Source organism: Micromonospora sp. NPDC049107, from assembly GCF_040648595.1.
In the GTDB taxonomy this organism is placed as follows: Bacteria; Actinomycetota; Actinomycetes; order Mycobacteriales; family Micromonosporaceae; genus Micromonospora.
Map to the genome: position 1 here is coordinate 30,496 of NZ_JBEZEC010000004.1, position 15,418 is coordinate 45,913.

9 protein-coding genes are annotated in these 15,418 nt (G+C 72.2%); 2 read left to right on the top strand and 7 right to left on the bottom strand.

Translation table 11 applies throughout. The annotated features are described in order from the left end of the window. Positions 1–27: 27 nt before the first annotated feature. On the bottom strand, positions 28–582 hold the full coding sequence (locus tag AB0B55_RS11240; RefSeq protein ID WP_357133755.1) for a response regulator: 555 nt from the start codon (positions 580–582) through the stop codon (positions 28–30). Further along, a complete protein-coding gene (locus AB0B55_RS11245; RefSeq protein WP_357171609.1) occupies positions 579–4,946 on the bottom strand; it encodes a HAMP domain-containing protein in 4,368 nt (1,455 codons plus the stop codon). Before AB0B55_RS11245 ends, AB0B55_RS11240 begins: the two co-directional genes overlap by 4 nt. Positions 4,947–5,197: 251 nt before the next feature. Here AB0B55_RS11245 and AB0B55_RS11250 point away from each other — a divergent pair, with 251 nt between their 5' ends. After that, the gene (locus AB0B55_RS11250) at positions 5,198–7,267 is read left to right on the top strand and encodes a SpoIIE family protein phosphatase (protein WP_357171610.1); all 2,070 of its coding nucleotides are present in this window, start codon (positions 5,198–5,200) and stop codon (positions 7,265–7,267) included. Positions 7,268–7,323: 56 nt separating this feature from the next. Here AB0B55_RS11250 and AB0B55_RS11255 read toward each other — a convergent pair whose 3' ends face one another. Continuing rightward, on the bottom strand, positions 7,324–8,682 hold the full coding sequence (locus AB0B55_RS11255; RefSeq protein WP_357171611.1) for an FAD-binding oxidoreductase: 1,359 nt from the start codon (positions 8,680–8,682) through the stop codon (positions 7,324–7,326). 96 nt (positions 8,683–8,778) lie between these two features. Here AB0B55_RS11255 and AB0B55_RS11260 point away from each other — a divergent pair, with 96 nt between their 5' ends. Further along, entirely contained in the window at positions 8,779–10,875 is a 2,097-nt protein-coding gene (locus AB0B55_RS11260; protein ID WP_357133762.1) for a S9 family peptidase, read from the top strand. A 46-nt stretch (positions 10,876–10,921) separates the two neighbouring features. On the opposite strand, the gene AB0B55_RS11265 is transcribed toward AB0B55_RS11260, so the two are convergent. From AB0B55_RS11265 to AB0B55_RS11280, 4 genes are all read right to left on the bottom strand, one after another. Continuing rightward, complete coding sequence (locus tag AB0B55_RS11265; RefSeq protein ID WP_357171613.1) at positions 10,922–12,448, bottom strand: FtsX-like permease family protein; 1,527 nt, start codon at positions 12,446–12,448, stop codon at positions 10,922–10,924. After that, a complete protein-coding gene (locus tag AB0B55_RS11270) occupies positions 12,445–13,146 on the bottom strand; it encodes an ABC transporter ATP-binding protein (RefSeq protein WP_357171614.1) in 702 nt (233 codons plus the stop codon). Before AB0B55_RS11270 ends, AB0B55_RS11265 begins: the two co-directional genes overlap by 4 nt. Beyond that, a complete protein-coding gene (locus AB0B55_RS11275; RefSeq protein WP_357133768.1) occupies positions 13,143–13,679 on the bottom strand; it encodes a PadR family transcriptional regulator in 537 nt (178 codons plus the stop codon). Before AB0B55_RS11275 ends, AB0B55_RS11270 begins: the two co-directional genes overlap by 4 nt. A 199-nt stretch (positions 13,680–13,878) precedes the next feature. Then, positions 13,879–15,417: a SpoIIE family protein phosphatase gene (locus AB0B55_RS11280; RefSeq protein WP_357133770.1), complete on the bottom strand. Its 1,539-nt coding sequence runs from the start codon at positions 15,415–15,417 to the stop codon at positions 13,879–13,881. Position 15,418 lies beyond the last annotated feature (1 nt).

Here is a 15,418-nt window from a genome sequence, read left to right on the forward strand (position 1 = left end):
CAGCCACGAGCTGCCGAACGCGGCTGGTCAGGCCGTGTTGCCCCAGCGGGCCTGTTCGAGGAGCCCGACTGCACGGTCCCGCGCCTCCCGGTCGTCCGAGCGCAGCAGGGTGGTGGCCTCGTCGACCGCGTCGGTGAGTCGCCGCCACTGCGCGTCGCGATCCCGCACCAGGTCCGACTGGGCGGCCAACTGCCGGGTCTTCACCCACAGCTCGACGAAGACCGACACCTTGGCCCGCAGCACCCACGGGTCGAACGGCTTGGTCAGGTAGTCCACGGCGCCCACCTGGTAGCCCCGCAGAGCGAGCTGGGCGTCCCGGTCGGCGGCGGTGAGAAAGATGATCGGCACGTGCCGGGTGCGCTCCCGGCGCTTGATGTGACTGGCCGTCTCGAAGCCGTCCATGTCCGGCATCTGCGCGTCCAACAGGATCACCGCGAAGTCGTCCACCAGCAACTGCTTGAGGGCCGCCTCGCCGCTCTCCACGGCCACCGACTGGACCGGCAGGCCCTGGAGGATCGCCTCCAGGGCCATCAGGTTCTCCCGGCGGTCGTCCACGAGCAGCGCCTTGGCCATCTGGGTCACGAAGTCTCCTCGGTGCGGCTGCCGCTGATCCAGGACGACATCAGCTCGATCAGGTCGTCGAGGTCGACCGGCTTGGTGATGTAGTCGCTTCCTCCGGCCGCGAGCGCCGACTCGCGGTCGCCCGGCATCGCCTTCGCGGTCAGGAAGACGACGGGGAGGTCGGCGAACCGGTGGTTACGCCGGATCTGACGGGTCGTCTCGTACCCGTCCTGGTCGGGCATCATGGCGTCCATCAGCACGATGTCCACCTCCGGATGCTCGGCCAGCAGGCGGACGCCGTCCGCCCCGTTGTCCGAGTACAGCACGGTCATGCCGTGCAGCTCCAACGCGCTGGTCAGAGCGAAGACGTTACGCACGTCGTCGTCCACGATCAGCACCGTGGCCCCGTCCAGCTGCCGGGTGGCCGGCGCCTCCGGCCGCTCCGGCAACAGCTCCAGCGGCGGCATGAGCAGCGACGACGGCAGGCCGGCGCGCTGTGGCGACGGCGACTGCGGCGCGACGACCGCGTCCGGAGCGAGGACCTGGGGTACGAACAACGTGAACGTCGAGCCCTGGCCGGGCGCCGACGAGACGGTGATCGTGCCACCGATCAGTCGCGCCAGGTCCCGGCTGATCGACAGACCCAGACCGGTGCCGCCGTAGCGGCGGCTGGTCGTGCCGTCCGCCTGCTGGAACGCCTCGAAGATGATCGACAGCTTGTCGTCGGAGATGCCGATCCCGGTGTCGATCACCGTGAAGGCGATCACCTGCTGGGCGTTCGTCAGCGCGGGCACGTCGAACACCGCGTTCGGCGCGGCCGGCGCGATCCGCAACGTCACCGCGCCGTTGTCGGTGAACTTCACCGCGTTGGAGAGCAGGTTGCGCAGGATCTGCTGCAACCGCTGCGCGTCGGTCACCAGCGCCGGCGGCAGATCCTTGCTGACGCGTACCTGGAAGTCGAGATTCTTCTCCTCGGCCTGCGGCGCGAACGCCTGCTCGACGAAGCCGCGCAGCTCGGTGAAGCGGATCTCGGTCGGCTCGACGTCCATCCGGCCCGCCTCGATCTTGGACAGGTCGAGGATGTCGTCGATCAGCCGCAGCAGGTCGGAGCCGGAGCCGTGGATCGTCCGGGCGAACTCGATCTGCTTCGGGCTGAGGTTCTGCTCCGAGTTCTCCGCGAGCAGGCGGGCCAGCAGCAGCAACGAGTTCAGCGGCGTACGCAGCTCGTGGCTCATGTTGGCCAGGAACTCCGACTTGTACGCCGACGCCCGGGTGAGCTGCTGCGCCTTCTCCTCCAGGCCGAGGCGGGCCAGCTCGATCTCCCGGTTCTTGGTCTCGATGTTGCCCTTCTGCTCGGAGAGCAGGGTGGCCTTCTCCTCCAGCTCGGCGTTGGTGCGCTGCAACTCCGCCGACTGCTCCTGCATCTCGTGCGCCAGCCGCTGCGACTGGGCCAGCAGCTCCTCCGTACGCCGGTTGGCCTGGATGGTGTTGACCGCGATGCCGATGGTGAGCACCAGCCGCTCCAGGAACGACAGGTGCAGCTCGGAGAAGGCGGACACGCTGGCGAACTCGATCACCCCGAGCAGCTCCCCCTCGAACAGCACGGGGAGCACCACTAGGTCGGTCGGGGGTGTCTCGGCCAGACCGGAGCGCAGCGTGAGGCGGCTGTTCGGTGGGGCGCTGACCCGGATCGTCCGGCGCGAGAGGGCGGTCTGCCCGACCAGCCCCTCACCCGGCCCGAAGGTCACGTCGTGCCCCCGCGCCACATAGCCGTACGACGAGGTCAACCGCAGCCGCATGCTGCCGTCGGTGTCGTCGGCCAGGAAGAACGCGCCGAGTTGCGCGTCGACCAGCGGCGTCACCTCGGTCATGATCATCCGGCAGACCTCGCCGAGGTCGCGCTGGCCCTGCAACAGGCCGCCGATGCGGGCCAGGTTGGAGTCCAGCCAGCCCTGCTCGGCGTTCTTCTTGGTCGTCTCCCGGAGGGTGACGATCATCTGGTTGATGTTGTCCTTCAGCTCGGCGACCTCGCCCTGCGCCTTGACGGCGATCCGCTGGGTCAGATCGCCCCGGGTCACCGACGTGGACACCTGGGCGATGGCACGTAGCTGGGTGGTCAACGTCGAGGCGAGCTGGTTGACGTTCTCGGTGAGGTCGCGCCAGGTGCCGGAGACGCCCTTGACCTGCGCCTGACCACCCAACTTGCCCTCGATGCCGACCTCGCGGGCGACCCGGGTCACCTCGTCGGCGAACGACGAGAGCTGGTCGACCATCGTGTTGACGGTCGACTTCAGCTCCAGGATCTCGCCCTGGGCGTCCACGGTGATCTTCTGGCTCAGGTCGCCCTTCGCCACCGCGGTGGTCACCGAGGCGATGTTGCGGACCTGGCTGGTCAGGTTCGACGCCATCGAGTTCACGTTGTCCGTCAGGTCACGCCAGGTGCCGGACACGCCCTTGACCTGGGCCTGACCGCCGAGCTTGCCCTCGGTACCCACCTCACGGGCCACCCGGGTCACCTCGTCCGCGAACGACGAGAGCTGGTCCACCATCGTGTTGACGGTCGACTTCAGCTCCAGGATCTCGCCCCGCGCGTCCACCGTGATCTTCTGCGACAGATCGCCCTTCGCCACCGCCGTCGAGACCTGGGCGATGTTGCGGACCTGGGCCGTCAGGTTCGACGCCATCGAGTTCACGTTGTCGGTCAGGTCGCGCCAGGTGCCGGCGACCCCACGCACCTGGGCCTGACCGCCGAGCTTGCCCTCGGTGCCCACCTCACGGGCCACCCGGGTCACCTCGTCCGCGAACGACGAGAGCTGGTCCACCATCGTGTTGACCGTCGACTTCAGCTCCAGGATCTCGCCCCGCGCGTCCACCGTGATCTTCTGCGACAGGTCGCCCTTCGCCACCGCCGTGGTCACCGAGGCGATGTTGCGGACCTGGCTGGTCAGGTTCGACGCCATCGAGTTCACGTTGTCCGTCAGGTCACGCCACGTACCGCTGACGCCCTTGACCTGCGCCTGACCGCCCAGGTTGCCCTCGGTACCCACCTCACGGGCCACCCGGGTCACCTCGTCCGCGAACGACGAGAGCTGGTCGACCATCGTGTTGACGGTGTTCTTCAGCTCCAGGATCTCGCCCTGCGCGTCAACGGTGATCTTCTGGCTCAGGTCGCCCTTCGCCACGGCCGTGGAGACCTGGGAGATGTTGCGGACCTGGCTGGTCAGGTTGCCGGCCAACTGGTTGACGTTCTCGGTGAGGTCACGCCAGGTGCCGGAGACGCCGCGTACCTGCGCCTGACCACCCAACTTGCCCTCGATGCCCACCTCACGGGCCACCCGCGTGACCTCGTCGGCGAACGACGACAACTGGTCCACCATCGTGTTGACGGTGTCCTTCAGCTCCAGGATCTCGCCCTGCGCCGCCACGGTGATCTTCTGCGACAGGTCACCCCGCGCCACCGCCGTGGAGACCTGCGCGATGTTGCGGACCTGGGCGGTCAGGTTCGACGCCATCGAGTTGACGCTGTCGGTCAGGTCCTTCCAGGTGCCCGCCACGTTCGGCACCTCGGCCTGCCCGCCCAACTTGCCCTCGGTGCCCACCTCGCGGGCCACCCGGGTCACCTGCTCGGCGAAGAGCCGCAGCGTGTCCGTGAGGTAGTTCATCGTGGCCGCCAGCTCGGCCACCTCACCGCGCGCGCTGACCGTGATCTTCTGCGACAGGTCGCCCTTGGCCACCGCCGTCGCCACCTGCGAGATCGACCGCACCTGGCCGGTCAGGTTCGACGCCATGGTGTTCACCGAGTCGGTGAGGTCCTTCCACGTGCCGGCGACACCCCGCACGTCGGCCTGGCCGCCCAGCTTGCCCTCGGTGCCCACCTCACGGGCCACCCGGGTCACCTCGTTGGAGAACGACGAGAGCTGGTCGACCATCGTGTTCACGGTGCGCCCGATCCGCAGGTACTCACCGCGCAGCGGCCGACCGTCGATCTCCAACGCCATGTGCTGGGACAGGTCGCCGTCGGCGACCGCCACGATGACGCGGGCGATCTCGGTCGTCGGCCGGCCCAGGTCGTCGATCAGCGAGTTGATCGCCCGCTGCCCCTCCGCCCAGGAGCCGTCCAGCCCCTCGTCATCGAGCCGCTCGGTGAGCCGACCGTCCCGACCGACGATCCGGCTGATCCGCCGCAGGTCCAGGTACTGACGCTCCTGGACCGAGACCACCTCGTTGAAGGCGTCCGCGACCTCGCCCGCCTTGCCGGCGCGACGGGGCAGCCGGACCTTCAGATCACCGCGACGAACCCGTCGCAGCGCCTCGGTCAGCTCATCGAGGAGCGCGTCCTGGTCGGGCGCGGACGGATCCGCGTACGACTGCTTCGCCGTGGTCATGATGCCTCGCTCACCTGGGGGGGTCCGTGCCCGTACAGACACACCGGCACCCCATATTGTGCCCGCGTCGGCCGTAGTGCCAGGGTGCGCGACCCGCCGATCGAACCCGTCGGCCCCCGGGATCCTCGCGGCGGTACCCAACCGGACACAGAAGTCGCCCAGTGGCGCTCGTCACGTTGGAGACGCCGCGCCGCCCCCACCGATCACCGATCCGCTTGGCACCCGGCCGGGGGACGGTAGAGGATACGGGGGTGTCAGCCGAGGCGGGGCCCGCGACGGCCGGGGCCCGGAACGGGGCTGTCCGGCGTGTCCGTCTGCCCGCCGACCGCCGTACGCCCGCCGCCGCCCGCGCGGTCGTCCGCTCCGTCCTGGCCGAGGCGCACCTCGACGACCTGGTCAACGAGGCGCTGCTGCTCACCACCGAGCTGACCACCAACGCCGTCGAGCACGCCGGCACCGAACTGGACATCGAGGTCGTGGCGGACGATGTCGGGCTCTCCGTGACCGTCTCCGACTTCGCGCCCAGCTCCGGCAACGACGAGCTGACCGTCGGCACCCGCAACGACACGAGCGAGATCGACGAGGTCTCCGAGCGAGGTCGCGGACTGCTGCTCGTCGACCACTTCGCCAGCCGCTGGGGCACCACGTACCTGCCGACCGGCAAGGGCGTCTGGTTCCGCCTGGACCGGCCCGGCACCGAGCCGGGCGCCGGCGCCAGCGCCGGCGGCACGTCGGTGGTCGCCGGCCCCGGGGCCGGCGACGGCTCGGCGCCGAGCGCGGGCGCGATGAGCGAACTCATGCAGACCGCCCCCGACATGTACGCGGACGACCCGCTGCCGGACTTCGCCGCCAGCCTGCTCAACCGGGTCGCCGAGATGGTCGGCGCGGCCGGTGGGGCCGTCCGCCTCGACCGGGGCGACGGGCAGGGCCGACAGTTGTTGGCACGTTTCGGCCGGCAGCCCCGCCCCGACAGCGAACTGCTCCGGGTGCCGCTGACCGTGCACCGCCCGTACGCCGGGGAGTTGGAGCTGGACGCAGCGCCATCGGCGTACGCCCGCCCGTTGGCGGTGCTCACCGCGGAGCGGCTGTCGCTGCACCTGGAGAACGACCGGCTGCGCCGGGCGGACGTCCGCCGGCAGGCCTGGCTGACGTTCCTCGCCGAGGCCAGCGAGCTGCTGGCCCAGTCGCTGGACGTCGAGCTGACCATGGCGTTGATTCCGCAGTTGGTGGTGCCCCGCCTGGGCCAGTGGTGCGCCGTGCACACGACCGACGAGTGGGGGCGGCTGCGGTTGGCCGCGACCAGCCACGCCGACGAGTCGGTGCTGCCACAACTGCACCGGGTGCTGGCGGAGACCGGCCCGGATTCCATCCAGGCCCGGCTGCGGGAGGCGTCCCGGAGTGCGGCGCAGATCCCGCTCGGCGGCCCGATGGAGGGCTTCGCGGTTCCGCTGATCGCCCGCGGCCAGCGTCTCGGCACTCTCGCGGTGGGCCGGCACCAACGGCACCGGCACGACCCGGACGAGGTGGCCGTCCTGGAGGACGTGGCGCGGCGGGCCGCGCTGGCGATCGAGAACGCCCGGATCCACGCCGAGCGGCGACGGGTGGCGCAGACGCTCCAGAAGTCCCTGCTGCCGCCCGTGCTGCCGGTCGTGGAGGGCATCGGCTTCGCCGCCGAGTACGTACCCACCGGCGATGACGCCGAGGTGGGTGGCGACTTCTACGACGTGGTGCCGCTGCCCGACGGACGCTGGCTCGTGGTGATCGGCGACGTGTCGGGCAAGGGCGTCCAGGCGGCGGCGGTCACCGGGCTCGTCCGGGACGTGATCCGGGTGCTGGTGGGTGACGGCAAGCCGTTGCCGGAGGCGCTGGCCCGGCTCAACGAGACGCTCGTCGAGCGGGGCGGCGGCCGGTACTGCACGTTGGCACTGGCCGCGGTGGGGCCGGGCGACGGCGACCACCTCGACGTGTCGCTGCACCTGGCCGGGCACGACCGGCCGGTGCTGCTGGCCGGCGCGGGTGGCGCCCGGTTCGTCGGTGCCGGGGGCACGGCGCTGGGTCTGCTCGACACCATCACCTCACCGACGACGGAGATCACGCTCACCCCCGGCGACTCGCTGATCTTCTATACCGACGGGGTCACCGAGCGGCGGCACGGTCGGGAGCTGTTCGGCACCGACCGGCTGCGCGACGCGGCGGCGCCGCTGGCCGGCTACTCCGCCGACGTGGTCGCCGCGCGCCTGCGCGCCGCCGCCATCAACTTCTCGGTCGAGCCACCCCGGGACGACATCGCCGTCCTGGTGCTCCGCAACGACGCGGTCTGACCGGCGCAGGCTCACCCCGCCGGCGTTGCGTCACGTCCGCACCGGCCGGGGCAGCCTCACAGGCCGCCGGGGAGGCGGCCGGGGGCGAGGCGTCGCTCCGGGTCGAGGTGCTCCTTCGCGGCGCGGAGCTGGACCAGGCCGGCCAACTCTCCCCACAGGTCGACGGCCTGTCGGACGGCGGCCGGGGCGGAGACGACCACGCAGCGACCCTGCCGGGCCAGCAGCACCCCCCGGACGGCGGCCAGGATGGACGCCACCCGGTCGGGTGGCACCGCGCCGGGCAGGGCCGCGTGCACCACGCCCAGACCGGCCGAGCCCCGCACCGGCACGGGAGCGCCGGCCGCGTCGCGCAGCGCGTACACGGCGGCGTGCAGATCGCTGATCGGCACCTCCAGCCGTAGTGCCGTGTCGCCGGGCGCGAAGGGGTAACGACGCCACCACGGCGGTGCCGAGTGGGTCACGGTCGCCTCGCCGTGCAGCAGGCCAACCAGCCGTTCGGCGCGTTCGTTCACCTCGGCCGGGCCGCCTTCGAGCAACACGACGAGGCTGCCCGCCCGGGACGGGGCCCCGGACCGGCCGGACATCGACGGGTGGCGCTCGCGGGCGGTGGCGGACGGATGGCCCGGCGGGTACACGCTGCGTGGCCGGGGCAGGCCGCCGGGCAGGTCCAGCTCGATGGCCGCCGGGTCGAGGCGGGCGGCGAGGATCGACCGGATCAGCTCGTGGACCTCCAGCGGGGTCCACACCGGCCGGGACACCCACAGCCGGCTGGCGGGCACCGGCTGCACCCGCAGGCTCGCCGAGACCAGCACGCCGAGCGCGCCCTGCGAACCACAGAGCAGCCGGGCCAGGTCGAGCCCCGGCGCGCCGCCGCCGGCGCTGACCAGCTCACCGTCGGCGGCCAGATAGCGGACGCCGACGAGCTGGTCGCACGGGCTGCCGTGGCGGTGCCGCAGTGGACCGGCCTCCCCGGCGGCGAGCACCCCGCCGAGGGTCGCGCCGGGCGAGGGAGCGTCCATCGCGAGCCGCTGCCCGGTGCGTTCCAGAGTGGCCTGTACCGCCCGCAGTGGAGTGCCCGCGCCCACCTCGACCACGGGGGCGCCCACCGGCTCGTGGCCGATGCCAGCCAGCCGACCCGTGTCGAGCAGGATGTCGACCTGCGTCGGGGTGGCACCCCAGTCGATCTTCGTGCCGGCGCCCCGGGGCACCACCGTCAGATCGTGGACGGCGGCCAGCCGCAGCACCTCGGCCGCGGCGTGCGGCCCGCCGGGCACCGCCACCCAGCGCGCGGGCCGCCCGGCCACCTCGTCGGCCGAGCCGGCGAGTCGGGCGAACGGCGGACCGCAGATCGCGGTCAATCGCCGGGTGATCTCGAGGGCTCCGGACCGGCCGAGGGAACTCGCTGCTGCCGCCATGCCGGCAATCGTACATGTGTACGAAAGACGGGGTGGGGATGTTCGGGATGCCGCTGGTCCGGCACGGAGGGTGAGTCGGCCGGTAACGTGGCCGCCGTGACCACCGAGACTGCCCCGCCCGCGGCGAAGCGGGTGCCCACCGAGCGCACCCACCACGGCGACACCGTCGTCGACGAGTACGCCTGGCTCGCCGCCAAGGACGACCCGGAGACGATCGCCTACCTGACCGCCGAGAACGCGTACACCGAGGAGCGCACCGCGCACCTGGCCGCCCTGCGGGCGGAGCTGTTCGAGGAGACCCGCCAGCGCACCCGCGAGACGGACCTGTCGGTGCCCACCCGCAAGGGCGGGTACTGGTACTACACCCGCACGATCGAGGGCCAGCAGTACGGGGTGCACTGCCGGCGCGCGGTCCGCGACGGCGAGTCCGAGCCACCGGTCAGCGCGGACGGCGCCCCGCTCGACGGCGAGGAGGTGCTGCTCGACGGCAACCTGCTGGCCGAGGGGCACGACTTCTTCTCGCTGGGCGCGTTCGACGTCAGCCCGGACGGGCGCTGGCTGGCGTACTCGACGGACTTCTCCGGCGACGAGCGCTTCACCCTGCGCGTGAAGGACCTGAACACCGGCGAGCTGCTGCCCGACGAGGTGCCCGACACCTTCTACGGCACCGCCTGGTCGGCCGACGCGTCGGCGCTGTTCTACGTGACGGTCGACGACGCCTGGCGGCCGAACCGGGTCTGGCGGCACACCATCGGCTCCGCCGCCTCCGACGACGTGGTGGTGCACCAGGAGGACGACGAGCGGTTCTGGGTGGGCGTCGAGCTGACCCGGTCGGAGAAGTTCATCCTCATCGACATCCACAGCAAGATCACCAGCGAGGTGCTGGTGATTCCGGCCGGCAACCCCACCGGCGCGCCGGCCGTGATCGCGCCCCGCCGGCAGGGCGTCGAGTACGCGGTGGAGCACCACGGCCACCGTTTCCTGATCCTGCACAACGACGGCGCGGAGGACTTCGCGCTGGCGTTCACCTCGGCGGACACCCCGGGCGACTGGGTTCCGCTGATCGAGCACACCCCGGGCACCCGGCTGGAGGCGGTCGACGCGTTCGCCAACCACCTGGTGGTGTCCCTGCGTACCGACGGCCTCACCGGCCTGCGGGTGCTGCCGGTCGGCAGCGACGACGGGTACGACATCGACTTCCCCGAGCCGCTGTACAGCGTCGGGCTGGACGCCAACCCGGAGTACCGCACCGGGCAGGTCCGGTTGCGCTACTCCTCGCTGGTCACCCCCGACTCGGTCTACGACTACGACCTGGTCACCCGGCAGATGGTGCTGCGCAAGCAGAAGCCGGTGCTGCCCGGGCCGGACGGCCGGCCGTACGACCCGGCCGAGTACGAGCAGCACCGCGACTGGGCGCTCGCCGACGACGGCACCCGGGTGCCGATCTCGCTGGTCTGCCGGGTCGGCACGCCCCGGGACGGCTCGGCGCCCTGCGAGCTGTACGGCTACGGCTCGTACGAGGCCAGCATGGACCCGTGGTTCTCGGTGGCCCGACTGTCCCTGCTGGACCGGGGCGTGGTCTTCGCCGTGGCGCACACCCGGGGCGGCGGCGAGCTGGGCCGACGCTGGTACGACCAGGGCAAGATGCTGGCCAAGAAGAACACCTTCACCGACTTCGTGGCCTGCGCCCGGCACCTGGTCAAGGCCGGTTGGACGGCCAGTGACCGGCTGGTGGCCCGGGGCGCGTCGGCCGGCGGCCTGCTGATGGGCGCGGTCGCCAACCTCGCTCCGGACGCCTTCACGGGGATCGTGGCGCAGGTGCCGTTCGTGGACGCGCTCACCTCGATCCTCGACCCGTCGCTGCCGCTGACCGTCACGGAGTGGGAGGAGTGGGGCAACCCCCTCGACGATCCCGAGGTGTACGCGTACATGAAGTCGTACACGCCGTACGAGAACGTCACGGCGGTGGACTACCCGGCGATCCTCGCGGTGACCAGCCTCAACGACACGCGGGTGCTCTACTCCGAGCCGGCGAAGTGGATCGCGCGGCTGCGGGCGACCGCACCGCAGGGCGACTACCTGCTCAAGACCGAGATGGGCGCCGGGCACGGCGGCCCGAGCGGCCGGTACGACGCCTGGCGCGAGGAGGCGTTCATCAACGCCTGGATCCTGGACCGCCTGGGCCGCGCCTGAGCGGTCCGGCCTGGCCGTGCCGGCGGGCCGCCGCCGGCACGGCCGCTCAGGCCGTCCGCAACTCGTCCACCGCCGTGCTCACCCGCAGGAAGAGCAGGCCGACACCGACCGTCACCAGCACCGCCGCCAGAGCGCCGGCGCCGAGCCAGGCCAGGTGCTCCAGCGGTACGGCGACAGTCCGCTCCTGCGCAGCGGTCGGCACGAGGTGGGTGTACTGGTCGCGGGTGGCCGGGTCGTCGCAGAGCGCCGCCGTGGCGTCGCACACCGTCGTCGACGATGTGCTCGTGGTGACGCTGGGAAAGAGTCCCCTACCGAGCAGCACGCCGACGGTGAGCGCCAGCAGGATCGCCGGCACCGCAGGGGCCAATGCCTGCCAGGCCACCGATCCGCTGAGCGTGCTGCGGGGCACGCCGGTGGCGACCAGCGCCGCGTACGCGCGACGGCGGGCCACGATTCCCTCGACCAGCGCGACGAGCAGACCGCCCGCCGCGATCAGCACCGCGACGGCGACTGCGGCGTCGACCAGGTCCATTGTCGACAGGTAGAACGGGTTGACGCCGCCGTCGTCCACCCCGGCGAGACGGTTCTGCTCCCGTTCCAGCGCGGCCTGGGCAACGAAGTAGGCACGCTGGACCGCCGCGCCGGCACCGAAGATCATGGCGGCCAGCAAGGCGGCGAACGTCCGGCTGCCCGCCCACGGGTCGGCCATCAGCCGGCCCGCCGCGAGTAGCGCCGCCGCGCCGCGGGCATGTCGGCGCAGCAGACGCCCGCAGGTGTACGAGATCCAGCCGACGCCGACGACCACCCCGATCATCGCGGCGAGCCCGCCCGCCAGGAAGAGCAGGGGCACCAGCCAGCCCCGCACCACGTCGTTCCCGTCGACCCATCGGAGCATCGGGCGCGTGGCCGCGAAGCAGGCCAGACCGAGGCCGATCAGCACTCCGGCCCAGGGGCGTGGACCCTGCTCGCGGGCGGCCTTGCGACTGACCCCGAGCGGGCTCGTCGTGACGGTACGCAACATGAGGGCGGTGGCCAGCGCCGCGATCACCGGCAGACCCAGCACCACCGCGGCCAGCGCGGCGACCGAGGGCAGCACGTCGGTGGGCAGCGCCAACCGGCCCTGGTCGTCCGGCCGGTGCAGCAGCTCGCGGCCGACCAGGTAGACGCCCAGCCCGACACCGGTGCCGAGCAGGCTGGCCAGGCCGGTCTCCAGCACCGCCAGTCGGGTGACCTGACCGGGGGTCGCGCCGGCCAACCGGAGCGCGGCGAGTCGCCGGTCCCGGGCCGGAGCGCCGAGCCGGGCACACTGGCCGGCCAGCGCCAGCACCGGTACGGCCAGCATCAGCAGCGCGAAGGCGGTCCCGCCGCGCAGTCCCGGTTCACGCAGCAGCGCGTTGCGGTACTGCTCGGACTGCGCCCAGGCGTCGCCGGCCGGTTTCTGGATCGCGAGCACGGTGAGCGCCGCCAGCCCGGCCAGCGCCGCCAGCAGCGCACTGAGCGCGGTCAGCACCACGCGTGCCGTGTCGGTGCGGTTGCCGGCCAACGCGAGTCGCACCAGCGTCGCCGGCCTCACCGTGCGCCGCCCGCCAACGGCACGTCCAGCCCCAGGCCGGTGTGGTCCGCCAGGCCGTCGCGCAGCACGATCTCCCGATCGGCGTACGCGGCGATCCGCGGCTCGTGGGTGACCAGCACGACGGAGGTGCGTTGCTCCCGTGCGAGCCGGACCAGTTGGGTGAGCACCTGCTCGCCGGTGAGCGTGTCGAGCGCGCCGGTCGGCTCGTCGGCGAAGAGCACCCGCGGCTCGGTGACCAGTGCCCGCGCCGTCGCACACCGCTGCTGCTGGCCGCCGGACATCTCGCCGGGCCGCAGGTCGGCCAGGTCGGCCACCCCGAACCGCTCCAGCCAGGTGAGCGCGGCCGTCCGCGCCTCTCGCCGCCCCGTGCCGGCGAGGAGCAGGGGCAGCGCCACGTTCTCGGCCGCCGTCAGCTCGGCCACCAACTGCCCGAACTGGAACAGCACCCCGAACTCGGTACGCCGTAGCCGGGACCGGGCCGCCTCCGACCAGGTGTCGAGCCGGTGGCCGCGCCAGGTGACCTCGCCCGCGTCGGGCCGGAGGATCCCGGCCAGGCAGTGCAGCAGGGTCGACTTGCCGCAGCCACTCGGCCCGGTGACCGCGACGATCTCGCCCTCGGCCACGTCGAGCGTCACACCGCGCAGGGCGGGCGTCGGGCCGTACGCCCGAACCACGCCGCGAGCCTGGAGTTGCGTCACGCGTGCACCTCCCGGTGCCAGTCGGCGACCCGGCCCAGCGTGGTGTGCAGCCACCGCAGGTCGGCGTCGAGATGGGCGATCGCGAAGTCGGCCGCGACCACGTCGTTGAGGGTGGCGGCCGGGTCGGTCTTGACCGCCGTCAGCTCCCGCAGCCGCGCGGTGTGCGCGGCACGCTGGGCGACCAGGTACGACCGCGCCCGGTCGACGTCGGCGACCAGCAGCGCCACGACGACCTTGGCGAAGAGCGTGCTGGCCACGTACGGCATCGGCGACTCCACCGTGGACAGCCACCGATCCAGGGTGGAGCGACCCTCGTCGGTCAGCGCGTACGCCGTGCGGTCCGGCCCGGAGGCGCGGTCCTGACCGGCGGCGGCCACCAGACCGTCCCGTTCGAGGCGACCGAGGGTCGCGTAGACCTGCCCGAAGGCCAACGGTCGAGCCCGGGGCAGCCGCTGGTCATGCGCACGCTTGAGCTCATACCCGTGCCGACTCCCCCCAGCCAGCAACCCAAGCAGAACATGCGGCGTAGACACCGCCCCACTATTCACCCAGCGAATACCCCCGTCAACACCCCCCACCCCCACCCCCCACCCACCCCCACCCCTTCACCCGCGTGATCAAGAGGTTCGCGTCATCGACAGGGCGAAATTTGACGCAAACCTCTTGATCACCGGAGCAGAGAGGGGGCCGGGGGGCCTGGGGGGGCGGAGGGCCGGGGGGTGGGGTGGGGGTTTAGTGGCGGCGGAGGACTACTACGGCTACGTCGTCCTGGATCTTGTCGGGGGCGAGTTCGACCAGGAGGCGGGCGCAGAAGTCGTCCAGGTTGTCGTCCACCGTGGTCGACACCGCCGCTAGCGCGGCCAGCCCCTCGTCGATGGTGGCGTCCCGGCGCTCGATCAGCCCGTCGGTGTAGAACACCAGCGTGGCGCCGGTCGGCAGGACGAACTCCAGGTCGGCCGGTCGGGGCGCGCGGACGCCGAGCAGGGGTGCCGAGTGCTGCACGAACTCCACCTTGCCGTCCCGGTGCAGCAGCGGCGGCAGATGACCGGCGCTGGCCAGCCGGACGTGACCGCTCGGCGGGTGCAGCAGCAGGACGCAGAGCGTGGCCAGTTCGTTCGGCAGCAGGGTACGCATCAGCTCGTTGACCCGGTGCAGGATCTCGCCGGGCTGGTGCCCCTCGACGGCGTACGCCCGTACCGCGTGCCGCAGCTCGGCCATCACGGTGGCCGCGTGCAGCGAGTGGCCGGCCACGTCCCCGATCGCCAGCAGGAGGTGCCCGTCGAGCATCACCAGCTCGTAGAAGTCGCCGCCCACCTCGGTCTGCGCGCTGGCCGGCTCGTAGCGCACCGCGAAGTCCAGTCCGGCGACCGTGGGCAGGCTGCGCGGGAGCAGACTGCGTTGGAGGGTGACGGCGATCCGGTGCTCCTCGTCGAAGGAGCGCTGGGCCTCGACGGCCGCCGCGACGGCCTGGGCGAGCTGCACGAGCACCGGCGTCCGGGCGGTCTGGGTGGCGGTGGGTACGACCACGTAGAGCGGCGCGCGGTCCTCCCGCAGCCGGGCCGCGGCCACGGTCACCGTGTCGTCCGCGGGCCAGGTGAGCAGACCCCAGTTCTCCGGAGGCTCCACCCGCACGGTGGCGCCGGTGGGCACTCCGGTGTCGTCGACGACCCACGGCACAACGGCGGCTTCGGCGCCGGGGCCGGCGCAGACACCGGCGATGCAGTCACCGTCGAACGTCTCGGCGATCACTGCGGCGGGGCTCTTAAAGATCTGCGCGGCCCCCTCCGCGGCGACCTCGAGGAGCCGCCCGAACGTCGCCGCGGCGTGCACCGCGACGGTGGTGTCGGCGAGGCCGAGCAGTCGCTCGGCGAGCAGTTCGGCACGCTGCCGGGCCTGGTAGTAGCGCAGCACCGCCCGGGTGGTGGCGATCAGCTCCTCCGGCTCGATCGGCTCGGCCAGGTACGCGTCCGCCCCCCGGGTGAGCCCCTGGGCGCGGTCGGCCACGTCCACGGCGTGCGCGGAGACGTGAATCACCGGCAGCGCCGGGTGGGCCGCCTTGATCCGCTCGCACACCTCGTAGCCGCTCAGGTCGGGCAGCCGGACGTCCAGCACCACGAGGTCGATCCGCTCCGTCTCGACCCGGGCCAGCGCCTCGGTGCCGCTCTCCGACTCGAGCACCGTGTACCCGGCCCGGCTGAGCCAACTGACCAGCAGGTAACGCTTGGTACGGCTGTCATCGACCACCAGGACGGTCGTCGGTACGGCGTCCACC